Source organism: Nostoc sp. UHCC 0302 (assembly GCF_038096175.1).
GTDB lineage: Bacteria > Cyanobacteriota > Cyanobacteriia > Cyanobacteriales > Nostocaceae > UHCC-0302.
Genome location: NZ_CP151104.1, coordinates 13213 through 37423, shown reverse-complemented (window position 1 = coordinate 37423; position 24211 = coordinate 13213). Strand labels below are relative to the sequence as shown.

26 protein-coding genes are annotated in these 24211 nt (G+C 41.4%); 11 read left to right on the top strand and 15 right to left on the bottom strand.

Features of this window, described 5'->3' with window-relative positions:
* Nucleotides 1-310 precede the first annotated feature (310 nt).
* The 3 genes from WKK05_RS41950 to WKK05_RS41940 all read left to right on the top strand — a co-directional run bounded on the left by WKK05_RS41950 (nt 311) and on the right by WKK05_RS41940 (nt 2843).
* Nucleotides 311-1078: a hypothetical protein gene (locus WKK05_RS41950; RefSeq protein WP_341532268.1), complete on the top strand. Its 768-nt coding sequence runs from the start codon at nt 311-313 to the stop codon at nt 1076-1078.
* Between the two features lie 230 nt (nt 1079-1308).
* Nucleotides 1309-2052: a hypothetical protein gene (locus WKK05_RS41945; RefSeq protein ID WP_341532267.1), complete on the top strand. Its 744-nt coding sequence runs from the start codon at nt 1309-1311 to the stop codon at nt 2050-2052.
* Nucleotides 2053-2162: 110 nt separating this feature from the next.
* Nucleotides 2163-2843 (top strand): phosphatase PAP2 family protein, encoded by a 681-nt coding sequence (locus WKK05_RS41940; protein ID WP_341532266.1) that lies wholly within the window; start codon nt 2163-2165, stop codon nt 2841-2843.
* Nucleotides 2844-3026: 183 nt separating this feature from the next.
* Here WKK05_RS41940 and WKK05_RS41935 read toward each other — a convergent pair whose 3' ends face one another.
* Both WKK05_RS41935 and mobC read right to left on the bottom strand, forming a co-directional pair.
* On the bottom strand, nt 3027-6029 hold the full coding sequence (locus tag WKK05_RS41935) for a relaxase/mobilization nuclease domain-containing protein (protein WP_341532265.1): 3003 nt from the start codon (nt 6027-6029) through the stop codon (nt 3027-3029).
* Between the two features lie 4 nt (nt 6030-6033).
* A complete protein-coding gene (gene mobC, locus WKK05_RS41930) occupies nt 6034-6459 on the bottom strand; it encodes a plasmid mobilization relaxosome protein MobC (RefSeq protein WP_341532264.1) in 426 nt (141 codons plus the stop codon).
* A 550-nt stretch (nt 6460-7009) separates the two neighbouring features.
* Between mobC and WKK05_RS41925 the strand changes: the two genes are divergently transcribed.
* The 3 genes from WKK05_RS41925 to WKK05_RS41915 are packed head-to-tail and all read left to right on the top strand — an operon-like array spanning nt 7010 to nt 9043.
* Nucleotides 7010-7498 carry a hypothetical protein gene (locus tag WKK05_RS41925; RefSeq protein ID WP_341532263.1) on the top strand — a complete coding sequence of 163 codons (489 nt, stop codon included), beginning with the start codon at nt 7010-7012 and terminating at the stop codon, nt 7496-7498.
* Complete coding sequence (locus WKK05_RS41920) at nt 7495-8319, top strand: hypothetical protein (protein ID WP_341532262.1); 825 nt, start codon at nt 7495-7497, stop codon at nt 8317-8319. Before WKK05_RS41925 ends, WKK05_RS41920 begins: the two co-directional genes overlap by 4 nt.
* Complete coding sequence (locus WKK05_RS41915) at nt 8303-9043, top strand: hypothetical protein (RefSeq protein ID WP_341532261.1); 741 nt, start codon at nt 8303-8305, stop codon at nt 9041-9043. The genes WKK05_RS41920 and WKK05_RS41915 overlap by 17 nt, the downstream gene beginning before the upstream one ends.
* A 142-nt stretch (nt 9044-9185) precedes the next feature.
* On the opposite strand, the gene WKK05_RS41910 is transcribed toward WKK05_RS41915, so the two are convergent.
* The 10 genes from WKK05_RS41910 to WKK05_RS41865 form a co-directional block, all read right to left on the bottom strand.
* Nucleotides 9186-9398, bottom strand: a complete 213-nt coding sequence (locus tag WKK05_RS41910) for a hypothetical protein (RefSeq protein WP_341532260.1) — start codon at nt 9396-9398, stop codon at nt 9186-9188.
* A gap of 138 nt (nt 9399-9536) precedes the next feature.
* Nucleotides 9537-11438, bottom strand: a complete 1902-nt coding sequence (locus WKK05_RS41905; protein WP_341532259.1) for a hypothetical protein — start codon at nt 11436-11438, stop codon at nt 9537-9539.
* A 66-nt stretch (nt 11439-11504) separates the two neighbouring features.
* Nucleotides 11505-12221: a hypothetical protein gene (locus WKK05_RS41900; RefSeq protein ID WP_341532258.1), complete on the bottom strand. Its 717-nt coding sequence runs from the start codon at nt 12219-12221 to the stop codon at nt 11505-11507.
* Entirely contained in the window at nt 12221-12631 is a 411-nt protein-coding gene (locus WKK05_RS41895) for a hypothetical protein (protein ID WP_341532257.1), read from the bottom strand. The genes WKK05_RS41900 and WKK05_RS41895 overlap by 1 nt, the downstream gene beginning before the upstream one ends.
* A 1-nt stretch (nt 12632) precedes the next feature.
* Nucleotides 12633-12890 (bottom strand): hypothetical protein, encoded by a 258-nt coding sequence (locus WKK05_RS41890; protein ID WP_341532256.1) that lies wholly within the window; start codon nt 12888-12890, stop codon nt 12633-12635.
* 89 nt (nt 12891-12979) lie between these two features.
* On the bottom strand, nt 12980-13201 hold the full coding sequence (locus tag WKK05_RS41885; protein ID WP_341532255.1) for a hypothetical protein: 222 nt from the start codon (nt 13199-13201) through the stop codon (nt 12980-12982).
* On the bottom strand, nt 13198-13407 hold the full coding sequence (locus WKK05_RS41880; RefSeq protein WP_341532254.1) for a hypothetical protein: 210 nt from the start codon (nt 13405-13407) through the stop codon (nt 13198-13200). Before WKK05_RS41880 ends, WKK05_RS41885 begins: the two co-directional genes overlap by 4 nt.
* The gene (locus WKK05_RS41875) at nt 13400-13594 is read right to left on the bottom strand and encodes a hypothetical protein (RefSeq protein WP_341532253.1); all 195 of its coding nucleotides are present in this window, start codon (nt 13592-13594) and stop codon (nt 13400-13402) included. Before WKK05_RS41875 ends, WKK05_RS41880 begins: the two co-directional genes overlap by 8 nt.
* Nucleotides 13575-14759, bottom strand: coding sequence for a hypothetical protein (locus WKK05_RS41870; protein ID WP_341532252.1), 1185 nt, complete (start codon nt 14757-14759; stop codon nt 13575-13577). Before WKK05_RS41870 ends, WKK05_RS41875 begins: the two co-directional genes overlap by 20 nt.
* 182 nt (nt 14760-14941) lie before the next feature.
* The gene (locus WKK05_RS41865; RefSeq protein ID WP_341532251.1) at nt 14942-15106 is read right to left on the bottom strand and encodes a hypothetical protein; all 165 of its coding nucleotides are present in this window, start codon (nt 15104-15106) and stop codon (nt 14942-14944) included.
* Between the two features lie 160 nt (nt 15107-15266).
* Between WKK05_RS41865 and WKK05_RS41860 the strand changes: the two genes are divergently transcribed.
* Nucleotides 15267-15494: a hypothetical protein gene (locus tag WKK05_RS41860; RefSeq protein WP_341532250.1), complete on the top strand. Its 228-nt coding sequence runs from the start codon at nt 15267-15269 to the stop codon at nt 15492-15494.
* Nucleotides 15495-15918: 424 nt separating this feature from the next.
* Entirely contained in the window at nt 15919-18696 is a 2778-nt protein-coding gene (locus tag WKK05_RS41855) for a VapE domain-containing protein (protein WP_341532249.1), read from the top strand.
* 20 nt (nt 18697-18716) lie between these two features.
* Here the strand turns inward: WKK05_RS41855 and WKK05_RS41850 are convergent, their stop codons facing one another.
* Nucleotides 18717-19145: a hypothetical protein gene (locus WKK05_RS41850; RefSeq protein WP_341532284.1), complete on the bottom strand. Its 429-nt coding sequence runs from the start codon at nt 19143-19145 to the stop codon at nt 18717-18719.
* A 406-nt stretch (nt 19146-19551) separates the two neighbouring features.
* On the opposite strand from WKK05_RS41850, the gene WKK05_RS41845 reads away from it, so the two are divergent.
* Together WKK05_RS41845 and WKK05_RS41840 are read left to right on the top strand one after the other, a co-directional pair.
* Nucleotides 19552-20067 (top strand): hypothetical protein, encoded by a 516-nt coding sequence (locus WKK05_RS41845; protein ID WP_341532283.1) that lies wholly within the window; start codon nt 19552-19554, stop codon nt 20065-20067.
* Nucleotides 20068-20708: 641 nt separating this feature from the next.
* Nucleotides 20709-21158: a hypothetical protein gene (locus tag WKK05_RS41840; RefSeq protein ID WP_341532282.1), complete on the top strand. Its 450-nt coding sequence runs from the start codon at nt 20709-20711 to the stop codon at nt 21156-21158.
* Between the two features lie 179 nt (nt 21159-21337).
* Here the strand turns inward: WKK05_RS41840 and WKK05_RS41835 are convergent, their stop codons facing one another.
* Together WKK05_RS41835 and WKK05_RS41830 are read right to left on the bottom strand one after the other, a co-directional pair.
* Nucleotides 21338-21544: a hypothetical protein gene (locus tag WKK05_RS41835; RefSeq protein WP_341532281.1), complete on the bottom strand. Its 207-nt coding sequence runs from the start codon at nt 21542-21544 to the stop codon at nt 21338-21340.
* A 576-nt stretch (nt 21545-22120) separates the two neighbouring features.
* On the bottom strand, nt 22121-22672 hold the full coding sequence (locus WKK05_RS41830; RefSeq protein WP_341532280.1) for a hypothetical protein: 552 nt from the start codon (nt 22670-22672) through the stop codon (nt 22121-22123).
* 1214 nt (nt 22673-23886) lie between these two features.
* Here WKK05_RS41830 and WKK05_RS41825 point away from each other — a divergent pair.
* A complete protein-coding gene (locus WKK05_RS41825; RefSeq protein WP_341532279.1) occupies nt 23887-24009 on the top strand; it encodes a hypothetical protein in 123 nt (40 codons plus the stop codon).
* Nucleotides 24010-24211: the final 202 nt, after the last annotated feature.

The window sequence follows — 24211 nt, the reverse complement described above, 5'->3', positions numbered from 1 at the left end:
TTATAAATTGAAAATTAGATGTCAGGATGCACTTTTAATTAGAGATTTTAGCTATTTTAAGTTTAATTTTTATTAAAAAATAAACTTAAAATCACATCTTGACTTTTTCTTTACTTTTGCCGTGTAAAGTTTAATCATTATGCACATAATTAAAATCAGAGAAAAATTGATCAAATAAATATTTGTGTCAACAACCTGGGAGAAATAGCAGGAGATTTTTTATTAACTACGCTAAATTTAGGCTATAAAAATAGCTTGAGCGCGTATTCTCTAATTTCATCTCCATCGAAAATCAAAAATAATAAATATCATGAGGAAGATTTTAAACAGAGTTCCAGAGGTGACAATTTACTTCTGGATTATTAAGATTATGGCAACGACAGTAGGCGAAACTGCGGCTGATTATTTATCAATAACGCTCAACTTTGGTTTAAGCATCACATCATATATTATGAGCAGTTTATTACTGATTGCACTTTTAAATCAGTTTAGGCTGAAGCGGTATGTTCCACTGAGTTACTGGTTAGTAGTTGTTTTGATAAGTATTGTCGGTACATTAATTACTGATAGATTGGTAGATGATTTTGGAGTGAGTTTGGTGACAACTAGCATAGTTTTTAGTTGTGTATTGTTGGCAGTTTTTTCGTTTTGGTATTTCAGCGAAAAGACATTAGCCATGCACTCCATCAACACAGCTAAAAGAGAAATTTTTTACTGGGTAGCTATTTTACTGACATTTGCCTTGGGTACTTCAACAGGAGACCTCTTAGCTGAGACTTCGGGGTTGGGTTATACACAATCAGCATTAATATTTGGGGCGGCAATTGCAATCATAGCTAGTAGTTATTTTTACTTGAGAATGAATGCTGTTTTGGCATTCTGGTTAGCTTACATCTTGACTCGTCCATTTGGAGCATCGGTAGGTGATTTACTATCCCAACCCACTAAAAATGGTGGTTTTGGCTATGGTACGGTTGGAACCAGTGTGTTTTTTCTCTGTATAATCATCAGCCTAGTAATTTACTTAAGCCTTAAGCGTAAGAAATCAGGCTTAGTGCCGATTGACCGAGAAGATTGATAATTGATTGCCTTATCGAACTTGGGCATATTTCTATTTGTAAAGAGGCGATTTGGTTGGCAATTTGTGATCGCCTGACCCATCCCTTCACTGTTCAATAGCTTTAAAAGCTATAGTGCTTATTCCACATAGCTTAGAACTTTTCAAGCGCACCATTCAGTTGTTTCTACCAAACTGCACTAATCTGAATAGATTCATGATGGCTTACCATTTTTTATTGTGAAAAAGAAATGAATAAAGTTGCAAAAGTCACAATTTTCTTCTGGATCATGAAGATTATCGCCACGACACTTGGCGAGACAGCAGGTGACTTCATCTCAATGACCCTTGGACTGGGGTATTACATAGCTTTTGCTGTAACGTTCGCCATCCTAGCTATTCTCCTATTTTTTCAAATTCAAGGAGATAGATATCGTCCAGCCCTTTATTGGTTGGCGATCATTGCCACAACCACAGCCGGAACTGAAATTTCCGACTTGATGGATCGATCTTTCGGGCTGGGCTATGCAGTGGGATCGCTGATTCTGGTAGCCAGTCTGTTAAGCGTTCTTGCTATCTGGTACTACCGAGATCGAGACCTGAGCGTTTATCCCATCATTAGGAAAGACGCAGAGACAACCTATTGGCTGGCTGTGGTGTTCTCTAACAGTTTGGGAACAGCTTTTGGTGACTTTCTTACCAGCAACTTAGAACTAAGCTATATTCAGGGGGCATTGGTGACGGCCAGCGTCATTGGTGTTGTTATCGCACTTCACTACATAACAAAGTTGAGCGATATTCTTCTATTCTGGCTAGCTTTCATCTTCACACGCCCCTTTGGAGCCACCTTCGGAGATTTTTTGACTAAGCCAGTCAAAGATGGTGGTCTCTCACTACCAAGGGAATATGCTTCCGCGATCGCCTTTATCTTGCTAGCACTTGTCCTATTCTTTTCTGTGCAAAAGGAGAAAAAAGTACGTCATCCACTTGAGTAGAAAACGAATGCTTATTTTGAAAAATTTTTACCCATTTTAGCTAATAACTGTATTTCCGCCGACCTACGCTAGCAGTAGCTAGGTCTTTTGACGATGAATAACATTTAAATATGCTACGACAACTTTCTCATTTCTGGTTGCGTTATATACATCCTCGTTTAGTTACATTAATTGCCGCTATTAGTATTGTTGGACTTGTTAGTTGTCTGCTCATTCTTTTTGTTTTAGCAAAACTAGCCCAAGAGGTCTTAGAGCGAGAGACTTTTACATTTGATACTAATTTTTTGTTATGGCTACATCAGTTTGCCAATCCCAACTTAGATAATTTCATGTTGTTCATTACAAATCTTGGTAATCCCAAAACCGTAGTTGTGGTTGCAGGAGTTACTTTGTTATTACTTTGGTGGCGACGTTATCGAGAAGATGCAAAAATTTTTGTACTTGCTTGCTTGGGAGCATTAATTTTAAATACAGGGCTAAAGTTGTTTTTTTCTAAACCTCGCCCTGAACTGTGGCATCAATTGATTTCTGAAAAATCTTTTAGTTTTCCTAGTGGTCACGCACTTGGTTCTATGGTGCTTTATGGTTTTATTGCTTATGAGTTAGCTACTTCCTATCCTCAGTTTGCCAAAGTTATTTACAATTTGACAGTTATTTTAATTGCTGCTATTGGTTTGAGCCGCTTATATTTAGGAGTCCATTGGCCCACAGACATAATTGCAGGTTATGGAGTCGGTTTTCTGTGGCTGATGATATGTATGACGATGCTTAAATTGCAAAAACTAAGGTAAAAAATTTAAGAAAATGCTTCTGCTATAAATCCACACCACAGTGACTCAAGCAACTCTTAACAAATAGGCGGCGTAGCGGAGTGTCTGCCGATGCCTGCAACAAATTGGTTGGCTCCAGATAGGATTTGTGGCAGTGGCAGACACCGACTATTTGAGCGAAGCGGTTAAGAGTTGCGCCATCACCTAGAGAGACATCCCTTTACTCTGTTTTCTTTCTTGTCGCTCTGCTTCTTCTCTTATTTGTTGCAATACACGCTCTGCTTTTTGCCAAAGCTGAATATCTTCTATTTCTACTGACCCAATATGAATCGGTGAATACTCAAGCTCACCTGACTGGTTTCGGTTGACTGCCACTCGAAAAATCTCACCTCGTTCATCATGGGTAAATACCAGTTCTCTACCCTGCTTCTCTAGAGTTGCACGTTTGAATCTAAGGCTATTTGAGCCAGTTTCTCTTAATTGCCAGTTGATTAATTCAACAGCAATAGGTACAGCTATAGCTAAGAATTCTGATTCAATACGCTGCTTTTGGTCAAGTGACTGTTCTGGTTCTGACTTTTGAGTTGCCAGTTGATTGCTAGCGATTAGTACCAATTCTCTGGCTTCATCTTGTGTCCATCCGGCTGGACTAACTTGGAGAATTTCTTCAACATCTTGGGCTGGCTTATTATCTAATAGCGCCCGTGTAGCAATTTCTTTATCTCGGTCAGTCACTAATAAGTTTTGCAAGTCGGCGCTGTAATACTTGTATAACTCGGCTCTTAGATTATCTTTTAGCTTTGGTTTATCTGTGGCTAAAGTTTGAGCTTTATTAAGAGCAATTGCATCCGCTTTTTTTTGTGATCTATGGAGTTGCTCCAAATAAACAATCGCTGCTTCCAGGTCGTCGAATATGATTCTTCCAGCTGATAGCTGCTGCTGATTTTGAGAAAGTTGTTGCGTTAGTTCTAATACTGTTTCAGTTAAGGCAGATTCAACAGTCGATTGCTCAATATAATCAGAAATTGATGAAATGGCTCGATTCTCTCTAATGGATTGTAAGTCATTAGCAAGTACTGTATCCAGGTCATTGAATGTAGTTTTAGCTGTAATAAGTTGTTCTTTGTATTGAGAAAGTTGTTGTATTACCTCTAATATAGTTTCAGTTAAAGTGGATTCAATCGTAGATTGTTCAACATAGTTAGAGATTGATGAAATAGCTCGATTCTCTCTAATGGATTGCAAGTCATTAGCAAGTACTGCGTCCAGGTCATTGAATGTAGCTTTAGCTGTAATAAGTTGTTCTTTGTATTGAGAAAGTTGTTGTGTTACTTCTAATACAGTTTCAGCTAAAGCCGATTCAATAACAGATTGCTCAACATAGTCAGAGATGGATGAAATAACCCGATTCTCTCTAATGGATTGCAAGTCATTAGCAAGTACTGTGTCCAAGTCATTGAACGTAGCTTTAGCTGTAATAAGTTGTTCTTTGTATTGAGAAAGTTGTTGTATTACCTCCAATACGGTTTTAGCTAAAGCTGATTCAATAACAGATTCTTCAATATAGTCAGAGATGGATGAAATAACCCGTTTATCTCTAATGGATTGCAAGTCATTAGCAAGGGCTGCATCTAGGTCATTGAATGTAGCTTTAGCTGTAATAAGTTGTTCTTTGTATTGAGAAAGTTGTTGTGTTACTTCTAATACTGTTTGGGTTAATGCTGATTCAATAACAGATTGCTCAACATAGTCAGAGATGGATGAAATAATCCGATTCTCTCTAATGGATTGCAAGTCATTAGCAAGTACTGTGTCCAAGTCATGGAATGTAGCTTTAACTGTAATAAGTTGTTCTTTGTATTGAGAAAGTTGTTGCGTTAATTCTAATACTGTTTCACTTAAGGCATCATCAACTACTGACTGTTCAATAAAGTCAGAGATTGCATCCACAGTTCTTTGTGTTCTAAGCTGCTCTTTTTCAGCAATCGCCGCTAATAGCTCGTCGAATGTGGTTCTTCCGGCTGATAAATTCTGCTGATACTCAGACAGTTGTTCTGTTAACTGTGGCAATGTTTCAATCAAAGTTGATTCAACTACTGACTGTTCAATAAAGTCAGAGATTGTATTTATGAGTTCTGACCTAAGTCGTTGTTCTGGAACTGATTTAGCTGGGGTTAGCTGGTATTTAGTTTCGACTATAATTTGAGATTGTTTAGGTGATATGGTTGATACTAGCTGTTGATTAACTTGGTTATTATTTACAGATTCTAAGAAATTATTTAAGCGTTTAATTTCGCTATCGTCCCGTTTGGGGTCGTAGTTTATCCCCAATTCTGTCTGAAGCTTGCCGAAAGAACACTTATATTTATTGAGATTCCCTCCCTGTTTCCACAGTAGTCGGGACGAACCATCTTCATTAACTGAGCCGACATCAATACCAAACTTGATACCTCTTACCCCACCGCGGCCGTAATAACTAACGATAGCTTTAACTTGATGTTCTCTCCATAACTGCTCAATTAATTGGGGCATTGTCGGTTTATTTTCTGCTACTTTTTCAATCGCTCGGCGCATTATTTCTTCACCTGGAAGTCCATCGCGTTCGACCCGTTCCAGTTGGTTCCGAGTCATAGCCTTCTGCTTACTCTCCCAACTACTTTGGACTGGGGTTAGCTGAAATTCTCGCTCTAGCAGTCGGGCGGAGTGTTCCGAATGGGCGTAATTGTTCCAGGTGCGGATGGATTTACCATCTAGATTATTGACCCTAGATGCAACGATGTGGGTGTGGTCGTGTTCTTTGTCTGAGTGTCGGGCTATGAAGAAGTCATAAGCCGGGAGTTCTGTCTCAATAAATTCATCAACGAGGTGTTTTAATTTTGTGTCAGCTATCCTTTTCTCTGGCTGTTTAACTTGGGCTTCATCACCTTTTAGGCGCGATAGGACAATAACATTGGCGAAGTGACGTTCAGACATAATCGCCAATTTTTCATCAGTTAGAGTCCCATCTATTTTAGGAACTGACAACATTAAGTGATAGCAAGGGTCTTTAAGCTGAGGGTTAAGATGGGCTGATAGGGTAAACTGCTCTACCAGTTCATTGGTACTGAGACCGTACATATTCCCGCCAATAAGTTTGGCTTTCTCTTTCTGTAATACATATTTAGTAGTGCCATTAAATGATTTATTAGCTTTGATTTTAGTAATCATTTCACTAACCCTCTGCTGTTGTCTGGGTGAGTGATTGGCGAGTCTGTTCTAAAAGTGCTGTCAGTTCTTCAATAGTTCTCAGATATGATTTCACCTCCACCGTCAGCGGTTGACTCCCAATTTTTACAGCTTCGTTAATCGCCTTAGTCTGCTGATTCAAGTTGTTCCCAATCTTCTTTAACTCATATATAGCTTGTCGGTTAACTTCGGGAATGATCAGTTTGGGATGTAGCAAAGGGTAGTCAAATAATCTCGCTCTAATATAGTCACTTTGCACCACTCCACTACATCGCTGCTCTAGCCTCGCTTTTTCGGCAGAGTTCACCCGAAACGTGATAGTTATTTCTCGCTTATCATCTCGTGATACTGAACGATTACTTAATGTGTCAGCTAGTTGATTACTTAGAGCAGCGCGGGGGTCTGGTTGCATAACTGATTAGGCGGAGAGCTATTTCAATATTTATTTTTTACTGGGTTATTCGCTGTAGCTGCAATGGCACGCAGTGCCGCGCAGGTAGGCGAATAACCCGGAACCTTTCCTTATTTATTAACCCCTTGACAAGACCTGATTCCTGGGGGTTTGGGGGACACCCCCAACAAGCAATTACATCGCTTTTCCGAAGGAAAAGAGCGCCGCTAGGCGCGTTACGATGTATTGCTTGCCTCACCCTCAGCGACAGGATAGGACAAACCAGAACCAGGGCGCATCACCAGGGACTGGGGGAGTCAGAGATAGGGTCACTCTTAGAGCGCCCCTCTGTAACCTCCTCGGTGTAACCGAGGGCTAGGTCTATTGGGCAATGCTGCTCAGGCTGGTGAACTATGTTGTTGATTCACGTGATAACTGCTTTTTCACACTAGTCTACCTCACTAGTAGCTCAAGTATTTTTTGTTGATATTCGTCACATATACACAAGAAACTTAAAGTTTTTTTGGCAACGAGTTTTTTACAATGAAGTGATTTGTTATTACTGGTGAGTATGCCCCGCAAACCAAAAGCTGTTCCTTTATCAAAAGTAGAAGATATTCAAGCTAGTCTCAAACAGAAAGCGGCAACTCCTAAAACTATTAGCCTCTCAGATTTAGTCAAAAGTTTAGCTAAACCGATTCAAGATATGTTGGATGCTGGCTATGACTATGAAGATATATCTGAGGTATTTAAAGGTCATGGGGTAGAGTTAGCCGCCAGTGGTCTTAAGGGTTTTCATAAAAGAGCTTCAACATCAACTGATAAGAGTTCGAGTAATTCTTCAGTGGTTGAATCAGCAGTTAATGATGATTCAGAGCCATCATCAACTTCGGAACCAACTGCAACTAATGACTCAGTGACACCGCCAGTAGAGCCAGATAGTTCATCTGCTGATAGTAGTGAATCAACTGAGCCATCCCCATCGACAACTACAAAAAGAAAGAAACCAACTGCTAAGGCTGCTTCCCAATTCAACATCACAGATAGGAGTGAACTATGAAACGCATCGTGATGATACTAGGAGGCAAGGGTGGTACAGGTAAGACTGCCTTTACTCGCTTGCTACTGGATGTAATCCACTCAAAGGGAATTAATTATTCAGCTTATGACGCAGATACAGAGAATCCAGAACTGTATGAATATTATCAAAACTTTGGCTCAGGGGTGAGGCTGTTGAACTTCCTGGAAGTGGCAGAGGCGAAACGCTTTTTTACAGAGATAAAAGCCGAATCGCCAGATTCAATAATAGTAGATATGCCAGGGGCATCAAGCAATAAAACTAGAGAGATAATCAGTAAGTTTGGACTATTCAAGATTGCAGGTGATTTAGGCTATCGGGTAACGCTAGTGACTGTATTAAACCTGGGATACTCGGTGATAACTAGCTTAAAAACGATGGCTGAATTCTGTGGGGATAAAGCTGATTATGTAGTGGTAAAAAATCTCTGCTGGGATAAAGGTTCAGGTTTTCAGCGCTGGGAGAATAGCAAAACATCGGCAGCTATAGCCGAACTAAAAGGCATAGAAATAGAAATGCCAGAGTTAGACTATTCGACATTTGACACACTAACAGAAAAGGGTCTGCCTTACTCAGCAGCTACTGAAGAGAATGGGTTTCCTTTTGGAGATTACCTACTAGTGAGTGGGTTTTTAGATCAAGCTAAACCAGAGCTTGAAAAGGCTGGGGATTATTTGGGGTTGCAGCAACCAGAGGTAATTCCAGCTGCTGAGCCGTCTAAAACTTCAACATCAAAACAAGTAAAAGCAACTGCATCTACTTCTCGCCGGGGTCAAAAGAAAACTAATGAACAGCAACGGTGATCACAACAATAGCCCGGAATTAACTGCAAATTTAGTAGAGGGCAGTGAACTGGGCGAGGTGAAGACGGCACTGGGCAGATTATATAGAGAGTTTGAAAGTTTTAAGCAATCACAAAAGACTGAACGTGAAAGGGATAGGGTAGAGTTACAAGCATGGGCGCAAACGAATTTAGTTCAGAGTCAACTACTAACCAAAGCAATGGCGACAATCGAGATCCTGACAAAGGAATTGAAGAATCAGAATCTCTCCTCGAACGAGTCCGAGCAGAACAACGCCGATTTGATGCAGCAATTAACTCCCTTGATGATGCAGTTAAAGAATACGCCCAAGTCAACAGCAACATTAGAGAGCTTAGAATTCAAAGGGCTGAAGAGCGAAGTATTGCAGTTGAAACAGAACTGGGACAAGTTGTTGACTCACACACAGAACTTGACTACGGCTATTCAGGAGTTGAAAAAGAACCCCCCTCAGACTATCACCATAGAAAAAGAGGTTTATCGCTCTGAACCAGTAGCTAAATATGGAATGATAGGGATGTTTACCGCGATATTTACTTTGTCGAGTTTCTTTGCATTTAATCAGTTTATTCCAGTAAAAATATCGAATGATTTCAATAACTATCTACAAGCTATCTGGCAGCGCACTGGTTTTACTAATACCAAGTTACAGAGAGTTGAACGATATCTTGGTACTGATCCTAATCAAAAACGAGGTGCAAGGTAATTCGGTAGCTGAATTCAATAAACAGATTTAAAATAGCAGTTATTGTCTAAGGATAGTCTAACTATACCTAGACAATAACTGCTATTTTTTGGGGTTGAGTTAATTCTCCTATCTTCGGATATTATCGGGTATATATTAAGGATTACCTCGATAAATAACTATCAATGACCTTGCCTTCTCGCTCCCATTTTTCATTTAAAAGTCTACAAAGTACAAAGATAGGGTTTTGAGGATTACGGTGATTTTTTCCAACTCTAGCCCAACAACGAAGGGTATGTGTGCTTTCATAACCAAGAACTAACGCTAGTTCTTCATAAGTTAAATCCCAACGTTTTTTAAAATCAATCGGGTGCATTAATATTTATTCCTCACTATTATGAATGCTAAAGCATTCATGTTTTGTACAAAGTTTGGGTGTAAAATCTGTGAGAGATTCTGGCTAGCGAACGGATATTTAGTCAAATTATTCGCGTGTCGTTAAAGGGATTTCATATTAAAAAGCGGTAAACCCCTCTTTCTCGCTACCCTTCAATTGCTTGGATTTAACAAGAAGTTCTAAGGCAGCTCTTAAATAACGAACGCTTGGTTTATCTTCACCCCACTTTCGGCTATTTCTAATAGCTGCAAAGCTAACTGGTGTAGCAACGGCTGAAGTAACAATGTTTAAAATTTGCTCCTGATCAGCCTCAGATATACTGACGAATTCTTCTACCTCTGCAATTTCAACCTCTTGGGTTGGCTTTGAGAAAATAGACTCCAGTTTATTAACTGCGTCTGGTGGTGCAATTTTCTCCCCTCTGGGCATAACTACTGGCTCGTGATGCTGCACCAGTTCGGGGAAAAATTTGAGTAATGTTCTAGCTGGATCTGGCTGTCCATTGCCTGGGTGCAATGAAGTTTTCAACCATTCAGGAATCATTCCCAGATTGCCACCGCTAACAGGTTCGGCAAAGTTATTAGGGTTAGCCTTAAAATATTCACCACTTGCAACATTAATCTTTCGCAACCCACCAGCACTAACAGACTGAGCTACACACCCAATAAAGTTAACCGATTGCTTAAAGGTGTCTGCCAGTCCTGCTGTCGCCTTGCCAACCACAGAAGTAAGGTTTGAGCCGTGCAAGACAATGATTAATGTACCGCCACATTTGGCGAAACGAGAAAGTAAATATTGGATAGCCCAAGTGCGATCTGTCTCATCAAGTAGGGACAGCAACCGCATCGCCTCATCAATCACAAGAAGTAAGTTTTTGTGGGAGTAAGGTTCACTTGCATCTAACCCTTTAAGAAATTTAAGCAAGTCACGGGCGACTAGTTTATCTGCACCGTCCGCATCTTTTACCGGGTATTTAAGAGCAGAAATCAGACTGCAACTAAAGGGGTAAACGTCTACCCCGGCTGTAAAATATTGGGTGTTTAATTCAGAATCTAAAGCTAGAGATAATGTTGCCAAGATTGCTGCTAAGGTTCCCTTGCCACCTCGCTGAGTACCTGCAATCGCTATCACTTGAGAACTCATCATGTCTTCTATTTGGAAACCACTTTTCGTTAAAACAGCGATGAGTGCGTTTGCTCTATTCGTCAGAGGGAGATGAGTTATAGTCTCTGGTGCAAGCCCCTGCGCTGATGGCTGTAACTCCTCCGGTCTAGAAAGTTCCGAAGCTTGGGGACTGTGGCGAATATCTATCTGTGGTGATTGAAACTGTTTAATATCTACGGTCGGTGGTAACTGAGTTTGAGCCTGTGCAATAGCACTTATCTCCGACAGATTCACACGGCTGTCAATGGTCACATCCTGTAAATGGAGAGCCATACTTTGATAAGTGGGTAGCTGACGACCCTTGAGCTTGCCAAACCAGCCAAACATCCAGCGATAAGCATAAAAACGTTTTCCTGGTTCAACTTGCGTTAAATACTGCCCAATATTTTCAAACTCAGCATGAAGAAAGGCGTACTCTTCTGCTGATTGTCGCTCTAAGAATTTAACGGTATTAGCAAGATGATCTGCTTGATAATTGCTCCGAGTATCATAGTCACCAGCACGGGCAACCGCGTCTATAAAGTTGCCACGTACAAATGGTATTGGTGCAATTTCTTTAGTGCGGTTGGAGTGTTCGACTATAAACCATAGCCATGCAGCGCCGCCAATTAAACCACCAACTATAGCCAAAGGATTGACCGCATAACAAACCGCTCCTATACCCCCAGCCAGCAAACCAAGTACACGGGTCATGTCTGCTTCATTCTCAGCCGACCGCGCCATTTCAAATAATTGATCCTTGCGCTCTTGCAACCATTCAGAAATATTCCCAGCTTCTAAATGCGAGAGACTAGGATACTGCAATCGCAGATATTCTGTTTGTTTAGTTGTGATTTTGGGGATATTATTTTCCACAAGTTAAATCCCTTATTGAGTTAAGAAGCCGCCAAAGTTCGCGCTCAATTTAGCGGCTATTGATTATCAGTCTTTGGTCAAGCGCCAGATGGCAAACCCAATTTCACCTGCCATCATTGTGCCGATATTAAATAAGATGCAGCCCAAAATCATAAATGGGGCTGTGTAGTCGAATGGGTTACGAGCTGCAAAAGTGGTGACAATATCGAACACCCAAACTGCAATCACAACCAGCCCTGCACTAGAGCGATCGCGTGTACCTGCGGTCTTGTAGTCTTGCCACAGCTGGCCTACTAAGTCAATCTTGCCACTAGGCTTTGTTTCAAGCTCATAAACCATGTGATCTTGAAGTTCCCGCCTAGCTGAATCTGGGTTTTTACCGCGTAGGGCGTGGGCTTCGATTACCTGAACACCTACCGAAACCATAAATGCCAAATAAAACAAGGGGTTGAACAGTGCAAACGGCACATTTAGCCAATTCCAAGTCGGCTCAAACCACGGACAAACAGGGGGCCCAGTAAAGATTAATTGCCAAGTTGAATCAGCACTGATTATGGAACCGCCGATAAATAAAATCCCGCCAACTAATGCACGACCCGCACCACCGTTAGCAACAAACTGATTAACGATCGCGGCGGCTGCCCTAATGGGTAAGCCAACAATCATCACAACAGCTTTGGCGCAAAAATCAATGATTTCACCAAGCGTTCGCTTCTTACCCTTGGGTTTACCATCAGTGTTACCAGTACTATTACTTTCTGCACTTGATGATCCATTAGCCATTACTTCCTCCTTACTGGTTTGATATTTTGAACGCTTTTACAAATCCCTTTGGCTTTGTATTTCCACTTCCAAATTCCTTCTTCAATCCGACCTATGCAGCGCCCAGAAGCATCAAAGACATCAACAATCTCGTCATCAAGATATAGGGTTGTGTCTGGTCTGGGATTGCGTTTACTGCTGTCAAAATAATTTGTGATTCTTAGAGAGCGAGTTGTGGGCATGACTCCGGCTTCATATAAGGCATCACTGGTCTTAGCCCGTTCTTCTATGCGTTTACGCTCTAATCCTTCGGTGGCTTTTAATCTCTCGGCTTCTGCATAAGCCCCCAACTTGGGTACTAAAGGAATGATTACAGGCAAGAAGCAGACTAAGACTCCAGTTAGGGCTAAATACAATTGCTTCTTGTACATTTCATTGTGCGATTGCTCTAATCAATGCAAGTTTTTCCCATTGCTTTAACTCATGCAGTCGCTGACATACGAAGGAGGCTTCGTTGCTAGGAGCGGTAGAAGATTCACACTCTAACCATGCTTCATGGGCTATACGTGCAATTAGCCAGAGTGTGTCTGATTCGCTCATCTTTTCTAGCCCTTCCCCCCATGTTTCACACATATCTTTAATGAGTGCATTGTCATGGTCGAGAGAATAAAATCCTACGGGGTGCGCCATTTTGATATCCTGTCTTTGTGTGTATCAGTTGAATGCCTGATGCTCCTTGGGTGCGAACGCTTTTCTTCTCCGGTCAAGCGTTCGCATAATTATGGCTCATCGAAACTGTTAGCAAGTTGTACTTGTTCGATACCAGATAAAACTTCAGAAATTGTTTGAATCGCATCATTCAAAACCAAGTCATTTGATGTAGTAAAATGCTCCGATGTTTGCAGTCTTCTATATTCAGGAGTAGATTGAATCAACCTTAAAGTTTGCTCAACACCAGCAAGAATTATTACTATTTCTTCTGTACTCAAAATGCTGTTCATTTCGCACCTCTCTGAACGTGCAACCTACGAGACCGAGGTTTAGGCTGTTGTGCAAGAAGTGTGATAGCGCCAGATGTAATTGCAAGAATGCCGATAATTCCAGTTGTAAGCGCTCCGAGTTTTTGAGAGCCTACATAGCCAAAAACAAAAGCAGATATTAGACCAATGACAACTGTGGTAACTGACTTAAGCTTGATATTATTCACCTCTCAAAGCCTCCAAATTACTTAAGTTGATTTGATGATTGTTATTGACAGAAAACCTTTCCGAAACTACCTTCTCTAAAGCTTTTCTCAGCCAGTAAGCGGGGGTTGTGCCATCCATTTCTGCAAGCATTCTGATAGCTGGGGTCAAGTCAGTCGGTACGTTGTAATTAAGCCGCTTGTTTAACATCAGTCGTTTCTCCTAAGTAAAGTTTTTTCATCTCTGATAAGGCAACGGTTCCAGGATTTTCTGGAATCAACAAATTACTTTCGGGAATGCTTGCCTTGAGTAACCTTTCCTTAATCAACATCTGCACAGGTGCGATTGCAAATCCACCGCCACACAAAGCGACCTTGCATCGACGTGCTTTCACTCCTAAGTCATCTAGGGCATAAGCCAAGGGAGAATCTTTCATCCATGAATGAATAGCGTTTTCTAGTTCGGCTCCAATGTTTTCGCCATCGGGTGCAATCGCACTTATGCCGTTATCGCTAACGGTTGCAGTTTCTAAAATCTCGCGCAGTTGGGAGGGGCGAATCATTTTAGAAGAATCAGTATTGCTCAATGCCAGAGAAAATTCTTTAATTAGTGTGGCAACACCACCGCCACCATTTGGACTACAAGTTACGCGTTTTGGTAACTTGCCGAGATTACTGTATTCGCTGATTGTGGCTGTACCATATCCAATATCAAAAGTGTGGAACTGTTTATCGTCAAAGCGTTCGCTTGCCCAAAGTGACGCGCCATATCCCTCTGGAAATCCAAGAAAGCCCTGCTTGGAGAAGCACAGACGATATCTAACACCATCTACCGCTATCCATTTGCATTGTGAGATGGCTTTCTTTAGTGACAGTGGGTTAGCCAGAGATAACGTTGATAAACGAATATGTAAGGTTCTACGTTTGTCGGAAGTGCCTGTAGATAACTCAAACAGATTCGGCAGAGATGCAATTGCGCCTAATGCAAGGACAGGGAAGTAGTCTACTTTGTAATTTTCAGAATCACTCATCGCTATGTACTCTTTACCTTGCAATCTGGCAGAGCTACCAACAACCCAATGCTCTACAACATCTTTGTTGTTTTCATCTTTGGCTCGACTTAGGCTGAAAGCTCCTAATTCTCCAAAAGGTACTGATGGCACACAACACACCAAGGATTCAGTTTTCATCACTGGTGTTGTGCCAGTTTCGTTATTAACAAAAGCCTGATATTTAATACTGGAGCGCCCAGCATCTAGCATCAAATGAATAAATGTTTTTGATGGCATGGATGTAATACTTTCAAGAGTTTCAGTCTCGTTTGTGTTGGGTGCGTTCGCGCTTATAAGTGTTGATTGCTTTTTAGGTCTTGGCATCTGATGGAAGTCCTCAACTTTTTGTCGTCACTGTCACTTGGAAAAGTAATCGTCATCAACTAGCTTTTTGTGTTTCATGTTTCATGTTTCAGGCGAGTATCAGTGGCGTTTCACAGAGTGAAATGAAGCTGAAACATTGATGCAACCGTTGAAACAGTTTCATGAAACGTTTCTGTGAAACACTACTGAGTATCAATGCTTCCACTAGACTCTTGCTGTGCCAGCGTCGAATTCTGCAAAAACTGAAGTAAAAGAAAGTTAACTACTTCTGCATGGTCATTAATGCCTAATTCCTGCGCTTTATTGCTGATAAATGGGTGCAAAGATTGCCTAATTGTTACTCGCATAATTTCCCTCAAAATAAATTCGCAGGCTGAAGACGCCAGAGAAACGTGTATCTTGTCTCTCGCTGGCGTTTCTGCCTTATGTCTGCTAATATAGTTGATAAGTTGCGAAGTTGCAACTATGCTAATTAACAACTTCGCTTTTAGACGTTCTGTAAAGCTTATGGTTCAATGGAGACAGAAGTTGCGAAATTTATATTTAGCTACCGTGTCAGCCAAAAAAGATGATCCAGACTACATGGCCTTACGTGGTCACATACCAAAAGATTTATTTAGAAGATTTAAAATGTTTTGCCTAGAACGTGAGGTCGATAATAGTCAAGGCTTAGAAGACTTATTAAAAGAATATTTTGCTTGGAAAGATTCTCAGAATACTAAGGAAACAGCATGACAAAAGCACAGATTCTATACATTCACTCGCGCTTAGACGCGTTAACAGCAGAGGTCAACTCGTTGAAATTATCAGCAGGAACTATTGACACAAGCTAGGTAAGACTGAATATCCAGCATATCAAAGCGTACAAAATCTCATTATTTTTTTCGCGCACAGGCTAAAAATTCATGTTTTTATAGATACAGCCTAAAAACACGCAAAAAAAGGGTAGTCCCAACTTACTTTGGGGCAAGCCACTACTCTTACTATCTAGAGCAAGCTATACCAAGACGATTGTCAGTCGTCACCAAAGCGGTTAGTCCTACCGCAACGCTAAATATTGAATTTTTTTGTATAGCTCTAGCCTAACAGTGGTCTGCCTGAAAGCGAAAGGGATTACTCAATCTTTATCGAAAGTAATCACCAAATTAAGGAGCCACAAATGAATACGCAAGAAACGCAGAATGCGCCCGGACGATCAAATCATGGCGCAGTGCGGAATAATAATTCAGATCCGTTCACTATAGCACAGTCAGCCCCAAGAGCGCAAGACCCAGCACCACGCAATCCCAAAACAGCCAGCAGCACCCCACAAAAGGGACGGCAGAACAAGTTTGAGAGCTTTGAAGAGTTCCAAGCCTATATTCGTAAATCCTTCATTGAAGGAAGTGGCATTGAAAGAGAGCTTTTTGAAGCGTGTGTACGCTTCCACCAAGACAACGAATTTAGCGACGGCGGGGATGTAGAGGCCCCCATACACGAGGCTCTGGGATGGGACTACATTCGCTTTGGGCATCATGCCAATGAACCGTTGTATGCTGCATTTCTCATGAATGAGGATGGCTCTGTCTGGCAGGTAATAGTGAGTTTATGGGATGAAAAAAAGCAGCGCCCATACAGCTATCTAGCACCCAAGAAAGGCGGCAACCGGGCATTCCTGCCCCCGGTTCCCTCAACAATACGGCAGCTAATCAGCAAGCGATACGGGGTAGAAGTGCCGATAGATGGCAGTTTCTGGGACTGGGTAGTAAATATTGATATCCCCAGAGGTGCAACCGAGGGAGCTAAAAAAGCACTATGCGGCATATCTTATGGGTATGTGATGACTGCCCTATATGGCTGCCTTTGCGGTGCAACAGGGTATGATACCACCTTAGTAGAGGATTTGGAGCGGTTCGCCAAAGAAGAGACAACTTGGTTGATTGCACTTGACCGAGATGATAAGCGCAGCGCTCAGATAGCAGTAAACGCTGGGCGAAAGAGGTTAAAAACAGCACTAGGGAAGCTGGGCTGCTACACCGCCGATATTATTTGGGATTCCAGGCATGGTAAGGGCTTGGACGACCTGATTGTGAACCAGGGGAGCGAAGCTTTCGATGCTGCTTACGGGCAGGCGATAGGCAAAATTAATCGGGCAAAAAGGCTCTCATCGGGCGAACAAGCTAAGAGCAAGAAAAAACTTGCCTACTTACTCATTAAAGATAGATGGGCAGATCGCTTGCGCTACAACTCAATGCTGATGGAGTGCGAACTAGACGGGGAACGCCTAGACCTCGACACTATCTCACTGCGAATTGCCATCGAGTTCGACATTGACCTGGGGAATGACACCGCCTCACAAATTGTGCAGATGCTGTCCAAAGAAAGGACATATCACCCAGTTGGGGAGTATCTTGAGCAGGTAGCTACTGAATACCCTGCCTCGTTTACTGATTCACTGCTTTTAGAATCCATCGCTTACCGTTACTTGGGAACCAGCGACCCGCTACACAACGTTTTCTTAAGAAACACGATGATTGCAGCTGTAGCGAGGGTGTTTGATCCTGGATGCAAAGTAGATACAGTATGCACTCTCCAAGGTAAGCAAGGGCGGCAGAAGTCGAAATTCTGGGAAAGCCTAGCCGTAAATCCGTTTTGGTTCGATGACACAATTGCTAGTTCATCTGGGGGCGATAAGGATGAGCGTTTAAAACTGCGCCGCTTCTGGTTGCTGGAAATGGCTGAGATTGAAGCGATTTTCAAAAAGAAGGAAATCGCCAGCCTCAGAGGGTTTCTCACAACCAAAATCGATAACATCCGCGTTCCTTATGGTCGGTCAATCGAAAGCTTCAAGAGAACTTCCATCCTGGTCGCCAGCGTCAACCCCGATGACTTTCTGGCTGACCCGGAAGGGCATCGCCGTTTTTGGGTGACGCCAGTGATGGTTGAGTGCATCGACACTGAGGCACTTGATCTTGAACGAGATCGACTTTGGGCCGCCGCTGTCCACGCCTACCTAGCTGGGCAACAGTGGTGGCTGACCAAAGAACAGGAGCGACGCAACGCTTTGATGAATAAGCGCTATGAATCGACTGATTCTTGGCAAGAGGTGATAGCTCTGTACTTGGACAATCACGCTGAGGTGACTGTGACTCAAATTCTCTCAGATTCCTTACACATTGAGGTGGGGCGTCATGACAAGCCCTCTCAAATGCGCGTGGCTGAGTCACTCAAAAGGTTGGGTTGGGCTAAGTTCCCGAAGAAAGTCGGCGGAAAAAGTACCTATGTGTGGAGAGAGGCTCTAACAGAAGAGTCAACTTTATCTCCTCCAGGTGTCAACCAGAACTTCATTGAGGTGTCAACCACCTCTAACCCAGATATATCAATGGTTGTGTCCTCAAGACTGACATTAGATGAATCGAGGTGTCAACCAGGTGTCAACCAGGTGTCAACCGAGGTGTCAACCACCTCTAACCCAGATATATCAAGCATTATAGACTCTGGGTTGACACCTCTTGAAAAAAAATCCCCAAAAATTGACAACGAAGATAAAAATACAGCTAGCTCTCTACTGAGTAGTGCAAATCACAAGCCTGCTGCATTTTCTGAAAACTCAAGGGAAATTAATGAAATAGGTGTCAACCAGTCTTTCCCCCAGGTGCAAGAAAGCACGTCTAATCAAGGGTTAGAGGTGGTTGACACCTCAGTTGACACCTCAAAGTCAAACAATCACCCCCAGATCACCCCTCAACTTATAAGAGCGATTGTCAAAGGGTCACGAGTGATGATTCACTTTCCAGGCAGTACACGGCATGGGTGTAAAGCAATAGTGTTGAGGTTCAAAACAGAGTACGGCAAACAAAAAGCCGTGTTAAGCGTGGACGGATTTTCTGGTAGGGAGGCGATATTAGAGTGCTTTGTCCCTGGCAATGATGACATGAGGCTCTCCTTAATCGAGTAATTCGCCATAATTCACGAGAATCATTCTTTAGCTACCACTTGATGCTCTAGCAATAAATCGCTGTTAACTTTAGCTGTGCGCCCAAGCTCGTAGCCAACTAGATCAATGCGGAACCACTCTCGCCAGATAGACAAATATCTCTTTGGGCAGGCAATGACAGCATTCCCAGTCTCGTCAAATTTGAATAGAAGCCCTATTAAGGAAAAGAATGCATCACCCGGTAAAACAATTACTATTGCTTCATGTCTGAGCATTTCCCTTGTTTTACCAGTCAACTTCGGCAGGAGAATTTCGTAAACCAAATGCTCAGCTCGATTAAACGTTTTAAATTCCTTTTCTAAACTCAAAGGCCCTTCTGCTTCTACATAGTCGGCAATCCACTTAGAAAGCGTTACAGCACCGAAGTAAAAATCAATAGCACAATCTAGCTCTAAAGCTTGCCAAATCATCAGACCTCCAGCCGCGTCATCTCAAAAGGGGTACGGGGCATTTCCACAACTCTAAACTTTTTTGATCTGATTTCAATATTATTCTGCCTCTGTTGACGGCTTTAGCGCTTTGTGATCAGCGTGTGTCAACTGTCTGGGTGAGACAGATGATAGTTATTTGCAATAGTCGGCAATGAGTGGGGTTTGGCAACGAGAGATTAAGGTTTTGGGGCGTTAGGCGAACAAAGTAGCATAAACTAGCATCGGTTTGAGTAATTATTGTTAGGTTGAACTTTCTTCACCCTAACAATAATTATCATTATTCTTTAAATGTATAATCTTGATTTTTATTGAATATTTTATTTGTAAGGAGTCCTTTATTATACTTATTAAGTATCCTGTCTTTGGGAGGAGGCACTGCCAATTCATGAAAACGCCAGATTTTGCTCAAGGGTTGCTTGCTCAGATTAATACTGATGAACGTATAATCATTGACTTCTTCGCTGTGTTCTCTCGTTTTGAGTACAGTCTTAAGCGAGCAGGTTATCTACAGGAAAACAAATTTGGAGTATCTGCTGACTGGGACAAATTTGCTACTGACCTAAGTTCATGTTTTGAAAAGTATCAATCGCAGCAACTTAAACAAGCTGTGGAATACTTCATTAAATATCCACCTCAAAAGCAAGTTAGCTTGGATGGTTGCCTCTCATGGAAAGATATGCCTTGGGATCAAAGAGAACCTATTATAAAATGGTTATTGATTGCTGTGCGCCGAGTTCGGAACAATCTTTTTCATGGGGGAAAATTTCCCATGCAACCAATTAAAGATCCATCTCGTGATCAACAGCTTATCGAATACAGCATTTGTATCCTTGAGGAATGTCTAAGTTTAGAAACTTCCGCTGCTAAAAAAGTTCGTAAATACTTTAAAGAGTATTTATAAAGTAAATCTTTAGACGCTATAATCAATTTTAATTTTAGCTTTTATAAAATCCCTGAATCAGCACGTATATCCCTAAGTATTAATTTACTAAATACGAAATTGTAGATTAGGGATATGTTCTATCTCTATCCCTTGCTAGCAGTATAATGCGCTGAGTTTTTGTTGATCATAGCTTACTTGTTTGATGTCTCTATTTTATGAAATTTGCAAGGTTCAAGATACTGTATTTATAACTGCCTATAGGTGTATCTGTCCGTTTAGCTTAAACTACTTAAACTACTTAAGCTATTAATGAGTGCATTAATATGAAGTGAATATTAAGCATTACAAAGTTTGGGGTAAGAGAGTGATCACAACCATTTAGTAAAACTAAAGCTATCTTATTTAGGTCGTGAGCATAGATTTTTAAAAGAATCTCAAGCAGAGATCCAGAGGGACATAGAAGAAAGATTAACAGAAATATTGAGTGTTCACAAATAATTTAATATTGCTAGATTTATTATATTAAGTTAAATATGTTTATTTTTTAAGAAAACAGGGAACTATAAATTATGTTTCTATAAAAAAATATGTCAATTTTAAGGCTTCTAAGTCTCTCAATTTTTACAAGTATCCTGTTTTCACTTATACCTGTAAGACAAGTGAGCGCTCAAAGTTGCACAAACTATTGGATTAATCCAAAAACTGGAAACGAAGAATGCTTCGGCAGCGGCGCTTTACCAACTGCTCCTGCTCAACAAACAACGGAAGAAATACCAGGACACAAACTAATTGCAGTGAATACTGCTGGTGACAAGATTTATGCCAGAATTAACAGTCTTAAACGATCATCTGAACGCCAGGGATGGCAGAACAGGGGTTATCTTGTTGTAATAACCAAGTACGCTTATCCTGTAGAACACGGTGGAGCAGTGGAATCTAGTTCTAGTTACGCCGCAAACTGTAATTATCCATCTCTTTCTCTAAGAGGTTATACAACATATGCGCCTGACAAATATATTTTGGACAGTGTATCAGGATCAACACCTATGTCACCTGTTCAAGAAGGAACATCAGGATATGGCATCTGGCAATACATTTGTTCCAACTAAGCATCACGTACATATTTATAAGGGCTTGGTACTTTTGCACCCGTTTGCTTTCTACATCTTCTAAGCTGAAGTTACACTCTGTTCAAAAGAGATGCGATCGCGCTTGACAAGAGAACTAAAAGCAATGCGATCGCATCAGAACTAATAACCTGTTAACAAGTTATCTGCTTAGAAACGAGCTATTTTCCGCCTCCTTTCGGCATCAGTAAGCCGATGTATGCCCCCACCGTAACTTTTGCTAAGTCTGCAAAAGTTGAGCGAGCGCTTGGATCAATGAGCGCAAGCGTAAATAAGCCAACAACGGAGATGAGGACGACAATTGCAAGAATTTCATCCCTTTCTGGAAAATTTCCTCTCCGACGTTTTTGTTCAAGCTCTCGAATCATAAATCAAGTGTCTTGCGTTCTTGTTGCGTGCGGACAGACTACGACTATAGGCATCACCGTGCCAAAACGGGAAAATTGTACGCTAAGACTGAAAGCTTTACCCAGCAAGCATCTTAGACACTCATTTTCACAGCACCCGTGAGCGGCTGTTTATCCTCAGTTCATTGGTGCAGAGAATTGGCAGTTCTCTGCACCATAAAGAAAGGCGTTAGCTAGTCAAAAGTGATAAATACAGGTGTGCCATTTGCTCAAAACAACTGATTTTTATAGCGTTGAGGTTAGCATCAGTTCCAAGCGCGTACAATTCTCCAGTTTTGGCACAGTGATGCCTTCTACTTAAAACCGCTTTTTTGTTTGATCATGCGATCTCCATCATGGGGTTATATCTGTTGTGTGGCCCCCTGAATAAATAAGTATTTGCAATAGTCGAGTCACCCCTGACTGGCGCTCACGTCAAATTAAGGTTTTGGGGCGTTACGCGATGATTTTGTGATGTCGTGGAAACCTGCCAACGAAAGTTTCCACGACATCACCCAGGCTGTAAAACCAAGTTATTAAAAGCCTAATAACAAAACATCAAAATTTGTTTGCAATAAAGATAGAAATTGCTTCTACCCTTCTTCCTTCCCCCCTCGTACCACAAAACTCGCCGTTTCTGTACCAAGGTGTATCTCCTGTGCCCTGAAGATGTGCGGAGTAGTAAACGTCATAGTTTATTATAGAGTACCCTGTAAGTTCTATTGCAAATCCCTCTAATCGAAGACCTTTGTTTTTAGTACCACAATACTCATTCAAAAATTTCCAGCCTGTGTCTCCTTGGCTTTCTATGTGCGCGAAGTATCGCAAGTTTACATTTTCAGAACTAGGTGCAAGTCTAATTAAGAATCCTTCCAACCTTTTTTCTTGCCCCGTTGTTCCACATAAAAAAGGTTGCTGGATAAAGTTGGTGTCGCCAAAACCCTCTATATGAGCCGTATATTCAATAACAGCCTTTTGACTAGGTTCAGCGTTAGGATACTCCTGTGTTCTTTGAGCGTAAGCTTTCTGACTAAGATTAGGTAATGCTAATCCAGTCAGGGCTAAACCACCTTTTACAAAAAAATCTCTGCGAGGCATTTTGATATTCATAGTTTTCCAATTTCCTGTTTTGTAATTATTGACAGTAAGGAAAGCTTTAAAAAGGCTTTGTTGTATGAAACTGAAAAAGGCGCACCTTTCCTCAAAGAAAGCTCCTTATTTCTTTCATCGGAATGAAGTAGGCATCACCGTGCCAAAACGGGAAAATTGTACGCGCTTGGCTGAAAGTCTTTGTCTGTCTATATTTGAGGCGTTATTTTTTTTGAGGGTGCAGAGTACTACCAATAGGGGTAAATATAGCGAAGCTGTCATCAGGGGCAAGATAGACTGAAAACTCTTACTATATATAGGTTTTAGCGATGTTTGAGTAAAATTGACCCCAGGGACAAAGCTTAGGTATCTATAGCTACAAAACCGGAGTATTTATTAAGTTTATTTACAGGTTTTACAGCAAGGGCTTGATCATATTTTGGCGTGAATTGACTAAAACTCTTTGACATAAAGCTTTGTAGCCCAATCCAGAGATTCCAACCAAACAGTATTTATAATTCTGTGTGCTAGGCGAAAAGCAATTATGGGGTGAAAAGTAGCAGTGCATTCATGCAGAAATTCTAGTTCGATGTCAAAAATGCTTAAGCGTAGATATAGCAATAGTTTTCAGCTATCTTGCCCCTGATGACAGCTTCGCTAGATCCACCCCTTATTAGTGTTCAAATCTGAAATTACAATATTAGCCATATACCCTGTATTACTGTTGGCAATGAGTTATACATTAAATTAAAAGTTAATGTTACACATCCAACTTTTCTGCTTGTTTGCGTGCAGTTTAATACCTGGAGAATGCATAAATGTGATCGCCTCATTGCAGAAAACTGCATAATTATCTAGGGTATGTACTTATTCTGCAATAGAAAGAAATTTGATCTGCGTCTGCTTCCCCCTTCTGAACCCAAGGCTTACACCCTAAAAGTCCCGACACTTTAGGCATCATCGTACCAATATATATTTGCCCTGGGGCAACATCTCTCTGAGTTCCTTAAGCAATCCCAGTTCATCGTCTCTCAAGGGATGTGCCCCAGAGTCACTGCCCTTTTTCTTGGTGATGAAAATCTGACGTTCGGCCCATATCAGTGCATCCCACCTAAAACCGCACTTGGCATCACTGTGCCAAAACGAGAAAATTGTACGCGCTTGGCTGACCAGTACAGGCAAATTGAGAGTGTGTCATTTCTGTGGCAATTCTCAGTCAAAATAACGTAAAACTCATGGCATTTATCAGTCATTCTCCAGTCAGTTCTTACCACTTCCAGGAAGTTCCTGGAACCGATTTTTATGATAAAAACATGGTTAACTCATGGAGTATGTATGGCATACCTGCGGCACTTTAACGGTAACTGAATTTTGATTTTTGACGCACAGTACGCCATCTTTGGCAGGGCAAACGCATCTAAATTACTCTTGATCGTAACGAAGGTTAATAACCAACGAAAAAATCTTTCCTTTCGCGTTTGATTATTTTTAAGCCCCAAAGCGATAGCCTAAAACTTTCGCAACAAGTAAGAGCTAATGACATTATTTGAAATTTGGTTG

What these genes read in the sequence shown, in the direction of transcription:
- WKK05_RS41950 (WP_341532268.1), top strand. Translation starts at nt 311, where the DNA reads ATGAGGAAGATTTTAAACAGAGTTCCAGAGGTGACAATTTACTTCTGG.
- WKK05_RS41945 (WP_341532267.1), top strand. Translation starts at nt 1,309, where the DNA reads ATGAATAAAGTTGCAAAAGTCACAATTTTCTTCTGGATCATGAAGATT.
- WKK05_RS41940 (WP_341532266.1), top strand. Translation starts at nt 2,163, where the DNA reads ATGCTACGACAACTTTCTCATTTCTGGTTGCGTTATATACATCCTCGT.
- WKK05_RS41935 (WP_341532265.1), bottom strand. Translation starts at nt 6,029, where the DNA reads ATGATTACTAAAATCAAAGCTAATAAATCATTTAATGGCACTACTAAA.
- mobC (WP_341532264.1), bottom strand. Translation starts at nt 6,459, where the DNA reads ATGCAACCAGACCCCCGCGCTGCTCTAAGTAATCAACTAGCTGACACA.
- WKK05_RS41925 (WP_341532263.1), top strand. Translation starts at nt 7,010, where the DNA reads ATGCCCCGCAAACCAAAAGCTGTTCCTTTATCAAAAGTAGAAGATATT.
- WKK05_RS41920 (WP_341532262.1), top strand. Translation starts at nt 7,495, where the DNA reads ATGAAACGCATCGTGATGATACTAGGAGGCAAGGGTGGTACAGGTAAG.
- WKK05_RS41915 (WP_341532261.1), top strand. Translation starts at nt 8,303, where the DNA reads ATGAACAGCAACGGTGATCACAACAATAGCCCGGAATTAACTGCAAAT.
- WKK05_RS41910 (WP_341532260.1), bottom strand. Translation starts at nt 9,398, where the DNA reads ATGCACCCGATTGATTTTAAAAAACGTTGGGATTTAACTTATGAAGAA.
- WKK05_RS41900 (WP_341532258.1), bottom strand. Translation starts at nt 12,221, where the DNA reads ATGGCTAATGGATCATCAAGTGCAGAAAGTAATAGTACTGGTAACACT.
- WKK05_RS41895 (WP_341532257.1), bottom strand. Translation starts at nt 12,631, where the DNA reads ATGTACAAGAAGCAATTGTATTTAGCCCTAACTGGAGTCTTAGTCTGC.
- WKK05_RS41890 (WP_341532256.1), bottom strand. Translation starts at nt 12,890, where the DNA reads ATGGCGCACCCCGTAGGATTTTATTCTCTCGACCATGACAATGCACTC.
- WKK05_RS41885 (WP_341532255.1), bottom strand. Translation starts at nt 13,201, where the DNA reads ATGAACAGCATTTTGAGTACAGAAGAAATAGTAATAATTCTTGCTGGT.
- WKK05_RS41875 (WP_341532253.1), bottom strand. Translation starts at nt 13,594, where the DNA reads ATGTTAAACAAGCGGCTTAATTACAACGTACCGACTGACTTGACCCCA.
- WKK05_RS41870 (WP_341532252.1), bottom strand. Translation starts at nt 14,759, where the DNA reads ATGCCAAGACCTAAAAAGCAATCAACACTTATAAGCGCGAACGCACCC.
- WKK05_RS41865 (WP_341532251.1), bottom strand. Translation starts at nt 15,106, where the DNA reads ATGCGAGTAACAATTAGGCAATCTTTGCACCCATTTATCAGCAATAAA.
- WKK05_RS41860 (WP_341532250.1), top strand. Translation starts at nt 15,267, where the DNA reads ATGGTTCAATGGAGACAGAAGTTGCGAAATTTATATTTAGCTACCGTG.
- WKK05_RS41855 (WP_341532249.1), top strand. Translation starts at nt 15,919, where the DNA reads ATGAATACGCAAGAAACGCAGAATGCGCCCGGACGATCAAATCATGGC.
- WKK05_RS41850 (WP_341532284.1), bottom strand. Translation starts at nt 19,145, where the DNA reads ATGATTTGGCAAGCTTTAGAGCTAGATTGTGCTATTGATTTTTACTTC.
- WKK05_RS41845 (WP_341532283.1), top strand. Translation starts at nt 19,552, where the DNA reads ATGAAAACGCCAGATTTTGCTCAAGGGTTGCTTGCTCAGATTAATACT.
- WKK05_RS41835 (WP_341532281.1), bottom strand. Translation starts at nt 21,544, where the DNA reads ATGATTCGAGAGCTTGAACAAAAACGTCGGAGAGGAAATTTTCCAGAA.
- WKK05_RS41830 (WP_341532280.1), bottom strand. Translation starts at nt 22,672, where the DNA reads ATGAATATCAAAATGCCTCGCAGAGATTTTTTTGTAAAAGGTGGTTTA.
- WKK05_RS41825 (WP_341532279.1), top strand. Translation starts at nt 23,887, where the DNA reads ATGGCATTTATCAGTCATTCTCCAGTCAGTTCTTACCACTTCCAGGAA.